Consider the following 14,710-nt stretch of genomic DNA (forward strand, 5'->3'; position numbering starts at 1 on the left):
TCTTATTTTAATCTTTTTTTGGTTTCTGCGGCGGCAAAGCCGCCGCAGAAACCAAAAAAAGCAAAAAAACTCAATCAAAATTCAAAATAAAAAGTAAGCTCCCGACACTTACAAGACTCCAAAGAAAAATAGCCAAAGCTAAAGGTTTCAAGCCTATTGTTTTTAATGTTTGGATAGACAGAGTAGAGCCAATAAAAAATAACGTAAGGTTCAACCCGGATTTAGCAATATGAGTAATTCCTGAACTTACCTGATCAAAAACCGGAAAATAAGTATTCAGCAAAATAGTCAGTATAAAATATCCGATAAACCATGGAATCTTAATTTTTGACTCTTTGCTTTTAAAAATAAACATGGTGACCAAAGAAACCGGTATGATCCATAAAGCGCGAGCTAATTTTACTGTTGTGGCGATTTTTAAAGCCTCATTTCCATATTTGCTTGCGGCTCCGACTACAGAACTGGTGTCATGAATTCCCACAGCGCACCATAAACCAAATTGTTCTTGGGTTAGATGCAGGAAATGTCCGATGGCAGGATAAACAAATAGTGCAATGGAATTTAAAGTAAAAACAATGGCTAAAGCCAGTGAAATTTGTTTCGTATTAGGCTTAATGATCGGAGAAGTGGCTGCAATTGCACTTCCGCCACAAATAGCAGTTCCTACGGAAATCAGATAAGATAAAGGCCGTTCAAGCTTTAAAAATTTACCAATAAAATATCCTGAAATCATTACGGTGAAAATACTGATCACAGTCAGGAGTAAACCAGATTTTCCGGCTTCCAAAGCCTCATTCAACTTTAATCCAAAGCCTAGTCCGACAATTGAAATTTGTAATAATAAGTGAATATATTGATGTAGACTTTTCTCAAACGGGTTTCCGATACAAACGGCTAAAATAAAACCTAAAAGTAAGGCAATAGGAGAAGATACAACCGGTGTCAGACAAATAACAGCTAATACGATGAAAATAATTTTCTTAGATTTTTCATTCAGAATGAAATCTTTCATTGGATAGAATTTTAAATTGATGGTTCAAAATTCTATAAATTAACATTACAAAGTAAATTGTATTTTGTTATGATGGATAACTTTAAGTTATAGCGAATTCGCTGGAAACTAAAATTGAGCCATAAATTTCAGGAAAAGTCTGATGAGTTCCGATTGCTCACCTTTAGGAAGAATATAATGGAAATTCCTTTCAATACTGAAATTTTTAATATCAATAATGCTGAGCTGATTGTTCTTTAATTCATTCAAAACTGTACTGATTGACAGAAAGGCTAAAGAATCCGAATGCAAAAGATAATTTTTGATGCTTTCGCTGCTTCCTAGCTGCATGACAATATTAAGCTGATCAAGCACAATTCCTTTTTCTCTCAAACGGTTTTGTATAAACTCTAAAGAGCCGGAACCCTGTTCCCTGAAGATAAGCTCAAGATTGTACAGATCTTTTAGGGCTAATGTTTTATTGACTAAAGGATGATTGGCTTTTGCCACCAATACAATTTCATCAGCTTTAAATGTCTGATATTCGAAATAATTCGATTGAGATTCCCCTTCGACAATCCCCAAATCAATTTTGCCTTCTTTCAATAGATCAGAAATGATCTCCGTATTATGAGTAATCAATTCAATTTTAATGTCTTTATAATATGAATTGAATTTTGCTAAAATTTCAGGTAAAATGTACTGGGCAACGGTTGTACTTGCACCAATAATAAGCCTTCCTTTATGCTGTTGATTGATCTGGTTAATCTCAAATTCCAAGTCACGGTAAATATTTCTGATCCTTTCAGCATACTCAAACAATACTTTGCCACTTTGTGTCAGTTGAATCGTAGTTCCTTTTCTGTCAAATAATTTGGTGTTCAGCTGGTTTTCTATTTCTTTAATATGCTTCGTTACGGCAGGCTGAGAAATATTCAACTCTTCAGAGGCTTTTGTAAAACTCGATCGGGAAGCTACGGTGTGGAAAACTTTTAATCTGTAATCAAACATACTCTAAAGATAAGAAATTTTGTTGCTTGTCCTATTTGAAAATATCTTGTCTTATAAGTCAGAAAAATCCTTATCGCTTAGATGTTCAAACCTTTTGTTCTTGGCTTCCCCAATTTTTTGTTTCGTATAAATACTGTTGTTTCCTGAAAGTAAATAAGAAACAACACAGGCAATGGCAACGTAAATTCCACATTCAGCTCCGAACAATTCAATTCCCATCAATAGGCAAGCGAGTGGAGTATTAGTTGCCCCTGCAAACACCGCTACAAATCCCATCCCTGCCAACAAACCAAACGGAAGCGGAATAAATAAAGATAATGCACTTCCCAGCGTCGCCCCGATAAAAAATAACGGAGTCACTTCACCCCCTTTGAACCCTGCGGAAAGCGTGACGATGGTAAAAATCATTTTTAAGGCAAAATCATACAGAGGAAGCTGCTTTTCAAAAGATTCTATAATAGTTGGAATTCCCAGACCAATGTATCTTGTCGTTTCCATTGCAAAAACAGCGATTGCAACAATGATTCCGCCAATAACAGGACGGAACGGTGGATATTTTATTTTAGATTTAAAAACAGAACTTGCCCAATGAATTACTTTACTGAACGTTGCAGCACAAATACCAAAAGCAATTCCGGCTAAAATACTGTACAGAATAGGAAAAAACTCAAGTTTTGGGATAAAATCAATATGATAATGGGTATGCTTTACATTCCAGAGATTCGTGGCCCAATCCGCTAAAATTGCAGAGGCGAAGGCGGGGAAAATAGCATTGTAACGAATCCTTCCGATCAGGAAAACTTCAAGCCCAAAAACCGCTCCGGCCAAAGGAGTTCCGAAAACCGAACCAAAACCGGCAGCAATAGCGGAAATGATCAAGATCTTTCGTTCATTTTTATCGAGCTTAAAAGGTTTCGTCAACTGATCAGCAATCGCTCCTGCCATTTGCAAAGCAGTTCCTTCACGGCCGGCAGAACCTCCGAAAAAATGAGTGATAATGGTTCCTAAATATACAAAAGGAGCCATTTTAAAAGGAATGATTTCTTTGGGTTCGTGGATATTTTCAAGCAGCAAATTGTTTCCGGCTTCCACGTCTTTTCCCCAATAATAATATAAAAGCCCGACCAAAAAACCGGCAACCGGAAGAAAAGCGATCAGCCAGATGTGATTTTCCCTGAAATTCGTAGCCCATTCCAAAGATTGTAAAAAGCCCGCAGAAGCTGTTCCTACCAATGCTCCAATAATAAGACTTATACAAAGCCATTTAAAAATATAAGGTAAAGCCGGGAATTTTCTGAAGAAAAATCGGGTGTGAAATTTTGTTTTGTTGCTTAATGTTCGTTGATGTTTAGACATAATTTTCCTGATCCAATTATTATTAATAATCTATTAATCAGGCGTCATCAGCTTTTGAAAAGCGGTTGGTTAAGGAAGAACACCATTTCCTTTTGTATTGCAAATATAAAATTTATTTTAAAAAGAAACGCTGTTCCGAAATATACTTTTTACTGATTTTTATACTTTCAAAAATATCTTTATCACTAGAATCCTGCTCCAGAAACCAATATTGTAATCCTGCTTTTTCTTTAGCATCAAAAATTCTTTTAAAATCAATGATTCCGTTTCCGATTTCTGCAAAGTCTTTTGTTTCTGCCTTCATATCTTTCACGTGCCACAATGGAAATCTTTTGGGATACTTTTCAAAATAAGCTAAAGGATCTAGACCTGCTTTTGAAATCCAATATAAATCCAGTTCCATTTTAACTAAATCTGAGGAGGTATTTTCCAGAATAAAGTCATAAAAAGTATGCTGTTCATCCTTCTTTAGAAATTCAAAATCATGATTGTGATAGGCCAGTTGAATTCCGTTTTGGTTGGAAATCTGTCCTGAATTTTCAAGAATTTCGGGAAGCTTTTGATAATTTTCAAGCGTTCTTTCTGCTTCCGGAAGATAGGAGCAAACGGCATATTCTGAACCGATAGTATTCAAATCCTCCAACGTTTTATTCCAGTTTTTCAATAGGGTACCATCTTCATGATCGGTAATTCCGGTTCTGTGGTGTGAACTGATGACTTTTAATCCGTTATCAGACAATATTTTCTTAAATTCTACAGCTGTTTTTCCGAAAAAAGTTCCGTCATATCCATAGATTTCAAATGTTGTGAATCCTAATATGGCCAGTTTCTCAAAAGTTTTTTCGAGATCTTTGGAAATAGCATCACGCACTGTGTATAATTGAATTGCCAATGACTTTTTATTCATATTTAAATTAGAAATTCCACAAGAATATAATCCTAAAAATCCCAATGAAGAAAGGGTAATGAAACCTTTTCTATTCATTATAAAAACGGCTTCATCTCGTCTTCAATCTGCGTTCTCAGTTCCATAAGACGTTTTGCGTACTGTTCTTTTTGTCTGTCTTCTTCAGTTTCAGGAATCCATTTGGGAACGGGAAGCTTTTTGCCATTTTCGTCAACAGCTACAAAAACAATAATACAATGCGTTTTTTTGTCGAAATTAGGTTGTTTCAGGTTTCTTGAAAACACATTAATTGAAATATGCATACTTGATGAACCTGTGTAAATCACCTGTGCTTCTACTTTTACAATTTCCCCGATTTTGATGGGTTCATAAAAACGGATTCCTCCCACATAGACGGTTACAGAATAATTTCCACTCCAGGTTGTTGCGCAGGCATAACCAGCCTGATCAATCCATTTCATAACACTTCCCCCATGCACATTTCCTCCATAGTTAACATCTGAAGGTTCTGAAATAAACTGAAAAGTAATAGGTTTGTTTTCCATTTCCACTAAAAATTTGATTGAATAAAGGTATTTAATAATTTTCAAAATCCTAGATTAAATCCTACTTTTGAAAATAGAAAGTGAAATGAAGACGAATTTTAATTAATAACATTCTTAGAATAATAATGAAAAAAGTATTTTATCTTAATACCTGCGATACCTGCAGAAAAATATTAGCGCAATTTGACCTTACAGACTGGGAACTTCGCGAGATCAAAAAAGAATCGATAACGAAAGAAGAATTGGAAGAAATGTATGAAAAAACAAAGTCTTATGAGGCCTTATTCAGCAAAAAATCTACCCAGATTAAGTTGAGAGGATTAGATGTGAAGTCTTTAACAGAAAAGGATTTTAAAGAATTATTATTGGATCATTATACCTTTTTGAAGCGTCCTGTTTTTATCACCGATGATACAATTTTTGTTGGGAATGATAAGAATAATGTGGCGGCTCTGCAGGAGTTTTTTGGCGTTTGATAGTTATGGGCTTAGGTTTAGAAATCAATTTTGTTTTCGATGTAAAAGAGCCTTTTGAGCACTATTTATATTTAAAGGATAAGTATCAATTCGATAACAGGAATGGGCTTAATCTGGTAATGACGGGAGAAGGTGACGATGATGCAGGAGATGATGAAATGAGATTATTAAGACAAATTGAAGACGTTTTACAGATAGATCTCAGATTGCTGGATTTTTGGGAAGAATATGAAGAATTCATCGAAATCGAATTGTTACAATCTAAACTCATAGAACTGGAAGGAGCATTAGTGAAAACCCCGGAATATTATCACAAAATTTGTTGGGGACACGATATAGAAAATGGTTATCTCAAAGACAATTTTCTTAAAGATGTAAGATTTTTAATCGAAAGGCTGAATTTTAATAGGGTGAATGGTGCTTCCCGAGTAAAATATATTTCTGATTGATTAGGGAAATCATAGAAAAAGAGATTTAGGTATAAAAAAACTCCTTACCAATATTGATAAGGAGTTTTTTCTATTAAAAGAAATATTCAATTATACAAAAGGAGCTTTTACCACTTTTGCAGGAATATTTTTATTTCTTACCTGAATGAAAATCTCAGAACCTAGCTTGAAGTGAGGCTTGTCTACATACGCAAGACCTAAACCTACTTTCTTCATTGGAGACTGAGTTCCTGAAGTTACTTTCCCAATCACGTTTCCTTCTGCATCTACAACAGGATAATCGTGTCTTGGAACTCCTTTGTCAGTCAATTCAAAACCAACTAATTTTCTTGTAACTCCTTCTTCTTTTTGCTTAGCAAAAGTTTCTTTAGATACAAAGTCTTTATCAAATTTAGTAATCCATCCTAATCCGGCTTCAATTGGAGAAGTGGTATCGTCGATATCGTTTCCGTAAAGGCAGAATCCTTTTTCAAGTCTCAACGTATCTCTTGCAGCCAATCCACAAGGAATAATTCCTTCTTCAGCTCCCGCTTCGATGATCGCATCCCAAAGTTTTTCTGCAGATTCGTTATTGAAATAAATTTCGAAACCACCGCTTCCTGTGTACCCCGTGTTTGAAATAATTACGTTGTCAGCTCCAGCTACAGAACCTACGGTAAAGTGATAGTAAGGGATTTCAGAAAGATTAGTTTCTGTTAATTTCTGAAGAATTTCAGTTGCTTTCGGACCTTGAACAGCCAATAAAGACATCTCATCTGAAGCATTGGTCATTTTTGCTCCGAAAGTATTGTATTTTGAAATATGATTCCAGTCTTTATCGATGTTTGAAGCATTGACAACCACGAAATATTTATCGTCTTCCATTTTGTAAACGATAAGGTCGTCAACGATTCCTCCGTTTTCGTTGGGAAGGCAAGAATACTGAGCTTTTCCGTTTTCAAGAGCATCTACGTTGTTGGTCGTTACATATTGTAAAAGATCTTTTGAACCGGGACCTTCGATGAAAAATTGACCCATGTGAGAAACATCAAACAGTCCTGCTTTTTCTCTTACTGCAAAATGTTCTTCCGTTACTCCGGAATATTGTACAGGCATTTCAAAACCTGCAAAAGGTACGATTTTAGCTCCCAAAGAAACATGTTTGTCGTACAATGCTGTTTTCTTCATATTTAATTTCTATTTCTTTATTTTAAAACTATTAAAGGTCTCGTTAAAAAGGCTCATATAATTTCCGTTCCAGTATTTTTCACCGCAATTGATGGAAATAAGATACAGTTCTTTCTCTTTCTGAAAGACTTTGGTGATCCAGAAGAGTTTTTCTGCCGGATCAAAGTATTCGTAAAAATATTCGGTATATCCTTTTTTGCTTTTATTGCTTTTTACTTTGCTTTCGTCATCGGGAGACTTATAAAGAGCCAGGATAAATTTTTTGATTTCGGTAGAGGGTAAATCTAAATCGTGATATTCAGAAATGGTAACAGCTCCGACTTGATTTGTTGGGAAAATGTTGACAATATCTGTCTCGTTCATGGCTACCCATCCTTCAGGAAAATTGATAGAGTAGTTTGTATTTTCATACGTTTGTTTTTTCTGAGCGGATAAAAAATGCCCTAAGAACAACAAGATAATGAATAATGAATGCTTGATCATCTTAAAAATGATGTTTATATTCTTCTAAAATAATTTTGAACCATTCTGTGAAGGTTTCCGGCTTTTCTGCGATTTCCTGATCCAAATCCTCCATTGAGATGTATCTCACTTCTTCTACTTCTTCTTTGTTAAGAGCAAAATCAGCATTATAAAAACCTGTAAAAACATGGTCTAATTCATGCTCCCAAAGATCTCCTCCCACATCTGCCTTATATATAAAATGGAATTTTTCGGAAAGATCGACCTCTATCCCAAGTTCTTCCTGAACTCTTCTCTTTGCACCATCGAGATAAGTTTCCCCGATTCTTGGGTGCGAACATACTGCATTCGTCCATTGGTTGGGAGAATGATATTTTTCCGGTGCTCTTTTCTGTAAAAGCATCTCACCTTTATCATTGAATAAAAATACGGAGAAAGCCCGATGTAAAAGGCCATTAATATGAGCCTGCTGTTTTTCCATCAATCCTAAAACTTCATCCTCAGGATTTACTAAAACTACAAATTCTTCCATTTCTACAAATGTAAGTGTAATAAATGTATTTTGGAAATTTTTGGGAAAACATCATAGATTTTGAAATACAAACAAAAGGAAAAGAAAATGAAAGATAAAATTCTTTGTGTCATCAGGAAGAGCTTGCCACTTGAAATAATAAAGATTGTTTTATTTTTTTTGAATAGAAAAATTTTAACCTATAATAATAGAATCGATGAAAAATTGTTAATTTATTCTTTTAATGACATTTTTTATAGTAAAAATTTAATTTAAATGAACTTTAACAAAGGGTTTTTATTTTAAAAGTCATAAATTTGTTGATACAAAATTTCATAATGGAGTTAGAATACAAAGATCACTTGAGTCCGATTCTGAAGGACGGAGTAAAAAATTACCTAATTGACATAGACGGAACGATTACAGAAGATGTTCCCAACGAAGAGCCGGAAAGAATGGTTACCTGTGAGCCTTTTCCTGATGCCTTAGAAACCATTAACAGATGGTATGATGAGGGACATCAGATTTGTTTTTTCACTTCAAGAACTGAAAATTTAAAACAAATTACCATCGATTGGTTGGATAAGCACGGTTTTAAATACCATAGTGTATTATGCGGAAAACCTAGAGGAGGAAATTATCATTGGATAGACAACCATTTGGTGAGAGCTACAAGATACAAAGGGAAATTTACTGACCTTGTAGAAAAGCAGGTAACCATTGAAGTTTTTAAAGAAGATTAAAAATATAATTAAAGATTTAAAGATTAAACGATTAAAAGCAGCTGCTTTTTCTTTTGATTTTTAAATCTTTTAATTTTTAAATAATTAAAAGTATTTATGAAAGTTTTAGCAAACGATGGCTTAGATCAATCTGGAATTGATGCACTAAAGGAGAAAGGGTTTGAAGTGATCACGGCAAAGGTTCCGCAGGAGCAGTTGGTAGATTACATTAATGAGCATGGTGTTCGTACGCTTTTGGTACGCAGTGCGACACAGGTAAGAAAAGATATTATTGATAATTGCCCATCTATTGAGATCATTGGTAGAGGAGGAGTAGGAATGGATAATATTGATGTTGCTTATGCCAGAGAAAAAGGAATTCATGTAATCAATACACCTTCAGCTTCATCAGAATCGGTAGCAGAATTGGTTTTTGCCCATTTATTTTCAGGAGCAAGATTTTTACAGGATTCAAACAGAAAAATGCCATTAGTTGGAGACACTGAGTTTGCAGGGTTAAAAAAAGCGTATGCAGCAGGTATTGAATTGAAAGGAAAAACAATTGGTATTGTTGGAATGGGAAGAATAGGTCAGGAAGTGGCAAAAATTGCTTTAGGCCTTGGAATGAGAGTAATTGCAGCGGACAGCAATGTAGGAAAGGCAAGCATCAAAGTAAAATTCTATAATAACCAGTTCATCAATGTAGATATTGAAACTGAGCCTTTACAGGATGTATTGAAGCATTCAGATTTCATTACGCTTCACGTTCCGGCTCAAAAAGACGGTTACATGATCGGTAAAAATGAGTTTGAAATGATGAAAGACGGAGTTGCCGTTGTTAACTGCTCAAGAGGAGGAGTAATAGATGAAGAAGCTTTAATTGATGCTTTAGATTCAGGAAAAGTAAGATTTGCTGGGTTGGATGTTTTCATCAATGAACCAACGCCTTCAAAGAAAGTATTAAATCATTCAAAGATTTCTTTGACACCACATACAGGTGCTTCTACTTTGGAAGCTCAGGATAGAATCGGATTGTCTTTGGCAGAGCAGATTTCAAGTATTCTGCAAATTCAATAAGAGAAATAGTAAAAAGTAAACGCCGCAAAATTTGCGGCGTTTTTTTATGAATTTTTAGCTTTCAGCAAGTCTCTGATTTCCATGAGTAATTTTTGGTCTTCTGTAGGTCCTGCCGGTGCAGGTGCTTCTGCCGGAGCTTCTTTTTTCAGTTTGTTGATTCCCTTGATCATAAGGAATAATGCCAACGCTACTACCAAGAAGGAAATAGCGGAAGATAAGAACATTCCGTACTTAATGGCTGTACCCGGAATCACTAGGTCTGCCAGGTTTTTTAAATTTAATTTTTCTAACGTGGGTGTTAAAATAGCAGGTGTAATAATATCCTCCACCAAAGAAGTGACAATTTTACCAAAAGCCCCACCAATAACTACCCCGACAGCTAAATCCACTACGTTTCCTTTAACGGCAAACTCTTTAAATTCTTTGAAAAATCCCATATTTATATTTTTTAATTGTTATCAAATCATTCACTTGACTGAATAATATTCACTAAATTTAAGAAAAACATTTTAATGAAAATTTTTAATGCAGAAAAAATTCGGGAATGTGATGCATTTACTATTGTGAATGAGCCTGTTTCTTCGATATTATTAATGGAGAGAGCTGCTCAGTCGTGTGTTGAATGGATTTCGGAAAATTGTAAAATTCATGAAAAATTTGCAGTTTTTTGTGGAAACGGTAATAATGGAGGGGATGGATTGGCTATTGCAAGGCTGCTCTATTTAAAAGGTTTCGATGTAGATGTTTTTGTGAAAGATGTGAAGGGCAATTTTTCTCCGGATGCAATCATTAATTATAATAGACTAAAGGATTTTTCAGGAATTTCTATAAAGGAATTCAAAGATTTTCAACAGGAAAGCATCGGTGAAAAGACCATTTGTATTGATGCTGTTTTGGGAACAGGGTTTTCCAGAAAGATTGAAGGAGAAGAACTGAAAATCTTAAATGAATTAAATTCCTTAAAGAATCTGAAAATTTCAATAGATATTCCTTCAGGATTGTTTGCAGATAAAATTATTTATGAAAATTCAACGGTTTTTAAAGCGGATTATACATTAAGTTTCCAATTCTGGAAAAGAAGTTTTTTATATCCTGAAACCGGAAAATATACAGGTGAAGTTGTGATTTTAAATATTGGACTTCATCCTCAATATATCAATGAAACCCATACAACTCATTTCACTATTGATGATGAGGTTGTAGAAAAAATATTCAGACCCAGAGATGAATATTCACACAAAGGAAGCTTTGGTAAAGCAGGAATTATCGGAGGAAGCTATGGAAAAATAGGAGCGGCCTTTCTGTCTGTGAAAGCTGCATTAAAAAGTGGAGCAGGGCTTGTTTTTGCTTACAGTCCAAAATGTGGATATGAGATTCTTCAAACTTCATCACCGGAAGCGATGTTCATAGAAGCCGGGGAGAAGTATATTGAACATATTGAAATTGATCAGGATCTGGTTTTAGGAATCGGGCCGGGTTTAGGAACTCATCATGAAACGGAAGAAAGTCTACTGAAGTTGTTGAAAAACTATTCTTCTCCTTTAGTGTTAGATGCGGATGCACTTAATATTATTTCGAAAGATCCATCATATATACATCTGATTCCCAAGAACTCCATTATTACTCCCCATCCCAAAGAGTTTGAAAGACTTTTCGGAAAGACAAAAGATTCTTTTGAAAGATCTGATCTTGCTGTAAAAAAGGCGAAGGAGCATTCTATTTATATTGTATTAAAAGACCATCATACACAGATTATAACCCCTGATGGAAATGTGTATTATAATATTACAGGAAATTCAGGATTGGCAAAAGGAGGAAGTGGAGATATTTTAACGGGGATTATCACATCTTTGCTTGCTCAGCATTATTCTCCTAAAGATGCTGCAATTTTAGGAGTTTGGCTGCATGGAAAGTCGGCGGATTTTGCTGCGGAAAAACATTCTAAGGAATCGATGCAACCTACGGATGTGATCAAAGAATTAGAAAATACGTTCTTATATATCAACAAAAAAGTCACAAAAAAATTGTGACTTTTTAGTATTGAGGTGTTGTTTGTTTAAAACGTTTTGTCAGCTTCAGGAGCTATTTTATTCTTTTTAGAATACAGCATGATAATTAAACCTGCGATCATAAAAGGAATAGATAATACTTGTCCTGTATTTAATCCTCCAAACTGGATGAATTCGTCTCCTTGAGGTTCTTTCAGGAATTCTACAAAGAATCTGATTGCCCAAAGAATAATAAAGAATAAACCGAATAACCAGCCTTGCTGATATTTTTTGTCTGTTTTTCTATATAATACCCATAAAAGGATAAACAGCAACACATAACCTATCGCTTCAAATAACTGAGTAGGATATCTTGGAACAGTTACCCCATATTCATCACTCATCTGAGGGAAAAGAAACGCGAACGGAGAATTTGCAGCTACTGGCTTACCGATAATTTCCGAATTGAAGAAGTTACCCATACGTACAAATGCACCGCCTAAAGCCACTACAATTCCCAATCTGTCATATACCCAGAAAGGATTTTTCTTAATGATCTTATAGGAATAATATAATGTTGTTAATATCAAGGCAAGAGTTGCTCCATGACTGGCAAGACCTGAGAAACCTGTGAATTTGAATTCAGGCTTTGTCTGGATAGGTAAGAATACACTCCAGAAATCCTGCTTGAAAAGCTCCGGCTGATAAAAAATAACGTGTCCTAATCTTGCCCCTAAAATAGTTCCGATCAGCGTCCATGTAAAAAGAGGCTCAAGATATTTTTGATTTACATGATCGATTGTGAACATTCTTGTCATTAACAGATATCCTAAACCAAAGGCAAAAATGAACATTAAACTGTAATAATGTAATGTAATCGGCCCCAAATGAATTCCGGTAGAAGGATCCCAGATTTTATATTCTGTATCCAATGCTACCTGATCGGTCGCCTGTATTACTTTCGGAACTTTTGCCAAATATTTGTAGTCTTCTTTATTTTGTGTAGGCTTAAAGTTTTTATCTAAAAACTGGTATCCATCCATTTTAAACAGATTCAGTGAAGCATCATAAAAAGCTCCCCATCCGCCTTTAGACTCTAAATTGGCAGAATTTACTATAACAAGTGTGTTACCATTTTTTTTGCTTGAAAAATCTTTAAAGGTTTCAGCATCCGTAGTAGAAAATACTTTTACGGCTATTTTTTCATTATTGACATTTAATGTGGCGTCAGAAAGTCCGTCCGCATAATTTTGTGAAAAAAGATTTTGCGCTAAAAAAGCAAAAATCAAGAGATAAACTCTAAAGAATACATTACTCATTATAATGATGTTTTTTATATTAATGATTACACTTTGGAGGTACAGGATCATATCCGCTTCCTCCCCAAGGATGACATTTTGAAATTCTTTTTACACCCAGCCAAAACCCTTTGAAAATTCCATGAACCTGAAGCGCTTCTACCATATAATGTGAACAGGTAGGCTCATACCGGCAGTTTTTAGGAAGTAAGGGCGAAATAAACCATTGGTAAAATCGTATGAATAGTACCAGTGGAAATGTGATGATTTTGTTGAATGTAGGTTTCAAAACATTGCAAAAATAGCGTAAAAAATTGAAAATTAGTTTAAATTTGTTAGAAGTTTCGGGGCGGTAAATGTCTGTTTGTCGGATAAAATCCGGTGTTTGTCGATTTGCTGATTTTTAGAAATTAAAATCATAGAAATATGTTCCGAACCTACAACTTATATTAAATCTAAGAAATTGAATCAAAATATTCCATTAGCTGAAAAATTAAGACCTAAAACATTAGAAGATGTCTTAGGACAGGAACATCTTACCGGAGAAAAAGGAACGATAAGAAAAATGATAGAGAATGATACCTTGAATTCTCTTATTTTATGGGGACCTCCCGGAACAGGAAAAACAACTTTGGCTGAAATTATTTCTGAAAAATCCGGACGCAAATTTTTTAAACTCTCAGCAGTTTCATCAGGAGTGAAAGAGGTAAGAGATGTAATTGAAGATGCAAAAAAACAAAATCTGTTTTCCGGGAAATCTCCGATCTTATTTATTGATGAGATACACAGATTTAATAAATCTCAACAGGATTCACTTTTACATGCGGTAGAAAAAGGTTGGGTGGTTTTAATTGGTGCTACCACAGAAAATCCGAGTTTTGAAGTGGTTTCTGCACTACTTTCCAGAAGTCAGGTCTATGTGTTAAAAGCGTTGAGCTATGAAAAGCTTGAAGAACTCATCGATATTGCATTAGAAAGATATAATAAAGATGAACACGAGAATTTTATCATTAAAGATAAGCAGGCCTTCATTCAATACTCAGGAGGAGATGGGAGAAAACTGATCAATTCTGTTGAGCTGGTTCTGAATCAGTTTAAAAATTCAGAAAAAAAAGAAATTCAGGATGACGATGTAATGTCTGTTTTACAGGAAACAATGGCATTATATGATAAAAATGGTGAACAGCATTATGATATCATTTCTGCATTTATAAAATCTATGCGTGGCGGAGATCCAAATGGTGCCGTATATTGGTTGGCCAGAATGATTGCAGGAGGAGAGGATATTAAATTCATCGCAAGAAGAATGCTGATTTTAGCTTCCGAAGATATTGGATTGGCAAATCCTAATGCTTTAGTGATTGCTAATAATTGTTTTCAGGCAATAAACGTCATTGGAAATCCTGAAGCAAGGATTATTCTAAGTGAAACGGCAATCTATTTAGCGGTTTCTCCTAAGAGTAATTCTGCTTATATGGCAATCAATGATGCTTTAGCTTTTGTAAAGAAAACGGGAAATTTGCCAGTTCCTTTACATTTGAGAAATGCTCCAACAAAACTGATGAAAGATCTGGATTATGGCAAAGAGTATAAATATGCCCATTCCTATGAAGGAAATTTTGTTAAGCAGGATTTTCTTCCTGAGGAAATAAAAGAGCTGAAATTTTATGAACCCGGAAATAATGCAACGGAAAAGAAAATTTATGATGAGCTCAAAAAGAAATGGACCAATAAATATTAAAATAAAAGG

The 14,710-nt window shown here is 34.8% G+C and carries 17 protein-coding genes and 1 riboswitch; of the genes, 6 read left to right on the plus strand and 11 right to left on the minus strand.

What is annotated here, in order from left to right; all coding sequences use genetic code 11:
* Nucleotides 1–70 precede the first annotated feature (70 nt).
* The 5 genes from JI747_RS01095 to JI747_RS01115 all read right to left on the minus strand — a co-directional run bounded on the left by JI747_RS01095 (nucleotide 71) and on the right by JI747_RS01115 (nucleotide 4,810).
* On the minus strand, nucleotides 71–1,012 hold the full coding sequence (locus JI747_RS01095) for a YeiH family protein (protein WP_225685661.1): 942 nt from the start codon (nucleotides 1,010–1,012) through the stop codon (nucleotides 71–73).
* 108 nt (nucleotides 1,013–1,120) lie between these two features.
* On the minus strand, nucleotides 1,121–2,002 hold the full coding sequence (locus JI747_RS01100; protein WP_225685662.1) for a LysR family transcriptional regulator: 882 nt from the start codon (nucleotides 2,000–2,002) through the stop codon (nucleotides 1,121–1,123).
* Nucleotides 2,003–2,053: 51 nt separating this feature from the next.
* Complete coding sequence (locus JI747_RS01105) at nucleotides 2,054–3,358, minus strand: voltage-gated chloride channel family protein (protein ID WP_225685663.1); 1,305 nt, start codon at nucleotides 3,356–3,358, stop codon at nucleotides 2,054–2,056.
* Nucleotides 3,359–3,389: 31 nt separating this feature from the next.
* A riboswitch (Fluoride riboswitch) is annotated at nucleotides 3,390–3,457 on the minus strand.
* A 13-nt stretch (nucleotides 3,458–3,470) separates the two neighbouring features.
* The gene (locus JI747_RS01110) at nucleotides 3,471–4,343 is read right to left on the minus strand and encodes a sugar phosphate isomerase/epimerase family protein (protein WP_225685664.1); all 873 of its coding nucleotides are present in this window, start codon (nucleotides 4,341–4,343) and stop codon (nucleotides 3,471–3,473) included.
* Nucleotides 4,343–4,810 (minus strand): acyl-CoA thioesterase, encoded by a 468-nt coding sequence (locus JI747_RS01115; RefSeq protein WP_225685665.1) that lies wholly within the window; start codon nucleotides 4,808–4,810, stop codon nucleotides 4,343–4,345. Before JI747_RS01115 ends, JI747_RS01110 begins: the two co-directional genes overlap by 1 nt.
* Nucleotides 4,811–4,935: 125 nt before the next feature.
* Between JI747_RS01115 and JI747_RS01120 the strand changes: the two genes are divergently transcribed.
* Nucleotides 4,936–5,286, plus strand: a complete 351-nt coding sequence (locus JI747_RS01120) for an arsenate reductase family protein (RefSeq protein ID WP_225685666.1) — start codon at nucleotides 4,936–4,938, stop codon at nucleotides 5,284–5,286.
* A gap of 5 nt (nucleotides 5,287–5,291) precedes the next feature.
* Nucleotides 5,292–5,735: a hypothetical protein gene (locus tag JI747_RS01125; protein WP_225685667.1), complete on the plus strand. Its 444-nt coding sequence runs from the start codon at nucleotides 5,292–5,294 to the stop codon at nucleotides 5,733–5,735.
* A gap of 90 nt (nucleotides 5,736–5,825) precedes the next feature.
* Here JI747_RS01125 and gcvT read toward each other — a convergent pair whose 3' ends face one another.
* From gcvT to idi, 3 genes are read right to left on the minus strand one after another with little or no spacing between them, the layout of a single operon-like run.
* Complete coding sequence (gene gcvT / locus JI747_RS01130) at nucleotides 5,826–6,902, minus strand: glycine cleavage system aminomethyltransferase GcvT (RefSeq protein ID WP_225685668.1); 1,077 nt, start codon at nucleotides 6,900–6,902, stop codon at nucleotides 5,826–5,828.
* 9 nt (nucleotides 6,903–6,911) lie between these two features.
* Nucleotides 6,912–7,385: a hypothetical protein gene (locus tag JI747_RS01135; protein ID WP_225685669.1), complete on the minus strand. Its 474-nt coding sequence runs from the start codon at nucleotides 7,383–7,385 to the stop codon at nucleotides 6,912–6,914.
* Between the two features lies 1 nt (nucleotide 7,386).
* On the minus strand, nucleotides 7,387–7,896 hold the full coding sequence (gene idi, locus JI747_RS01140; protein WP_225685671.1) for an isopentenyl-diphosphate Delta-isomerase: 510 nt from the start codon (nucleotides 7,894–7,896) through the stop codon (nucleotides 7,387–7,389).
* Nucleotides 7,897–8,213: 317 nt separating this feature from the next.
* Here idi and JI747_RS01145 point away from each other — a divergent pair, with 317 nt between their 5' ends.
* Together JI747_RS01145 and JI747_RS01150 are read left to right on the plus strand one after the other, a co-directional pair.
* Nucleotides 8,214–8,618, plus strand: coding sequence for an LNS2 domain-containing protein (locus tag JI747_RS01145; protein ID WP_225685672.1), 405 nt, complete (start codon nucleotides 8,214–8,216; stop codon nucleotides 8,616–8,618).
* A gap of 96 nt (nucleotides 8,619–8,714) precedes the next feature.
* Nucleotides 8,715–9,674 carry a D-2-hydroxyacid dehydrogenase gene (locus JI747_RS01150; protein ID WP_225685673.1) on the plus strand — a complete coding sequence of 320 codons (960 nt, stop codon included), beginning with the start codon at nucleotides 8,715–8,717 and terminating at the stop codon, nucleotides 9,672–9,674.
* 44 nt (nucleotides 9,675–9,718) lie between these two features.
* Here the strand turns inward: JI747_RS01150 and mscL are convergent, their stop codons facing one another.
* On the minus strand, nucleotides 9,719–10,111 hold the full coding sequence (gene mscL / locus JI747_RS01155; protein ID WP_225685674.1) for a large-conductance mechanosensitive channel protein MscL: 393 nt from the start codon (nucleotides 10,109–10,111) through the stop codon (nucleotides 9,719–9,721).
* 75 nt (nucleotides 10,112–10,186) lie between these two features.
* On the opposite strand from mscL, the gene JI747_RS01160 reads away from it, so the two are divergent.
* On the plus strand, nucleotides 10,187–11,704 hold the full coding sequence (locus tag JI747_RS01160) for an NAD(P)H-hydrate dehydratase (protein ID WP_225685675.1): 1,518 nt from the start codon (nucleotides 10,187–10,189) through the stop codon (nucleotides 11,702–11,704).
* 26 nt (nucleotides 11,705–11,730) lie between these two features.
* On the opposite strand, the gene lgt is transcribed toward JI747_RS01160, so the two are convergent.
* Both lgt and yidD read right to left on the minus strand, forming a co-directional pair.
* Nucleotides 11,731–12,594, minus strand: coding sequence for a prolipoprotein diacylglyceryl transferase (gene lgt / locus JI747_RS01165; protein WP_262904126.1), 864 nt, complete (start codon nucleotides 12,592–12,594; stop codon nucleotides 11,731–11,733).
* Between the two features lie 406 nt (nucleotides 12,595–13,000).
* Nucleotides 13,001–13,249, minus strand: coding sequence for a membrane protein insertion efficiency factor YidD (gene yidD / locus JI747_RS01170; protein WP_225685676.1), 249 nt, complete (start codon nucleotides 13,247–13,249; stop codon nucleotides 13,001–13,003).
* Between the two features lie 174 nt (nucleotides 13,250–13,423).
* Here yidD and JI747_RS01175 point away from each other — a divergent pair, with 174 nt between their 5' ends.
* Nucleotides 13,424–14,701 (plus strand): replication-associated recombination protein A, encoded by a 1,278-nt coding sequence (locus tag JI747_RS01175; protein ID WP_225685677.1) that lies wholly within the window; start codon nucleotides 13,424–13,426, stop codon nucleotides 14,699–14,701.
* Nucleotides 14,702–14,710: the final 9 nt, after the last annotated feature.

The organism is Chryseobacterium tagetis (assembly GCF_016735585.2).
In the GTDB taxonomy this organism is placed as follows: Bacteria; Bacteroidota; Bacteroidia; order Flavobacteriales; family Weeksellaceae; genus Chryseobacterium; species Chryseobacterium tagetis.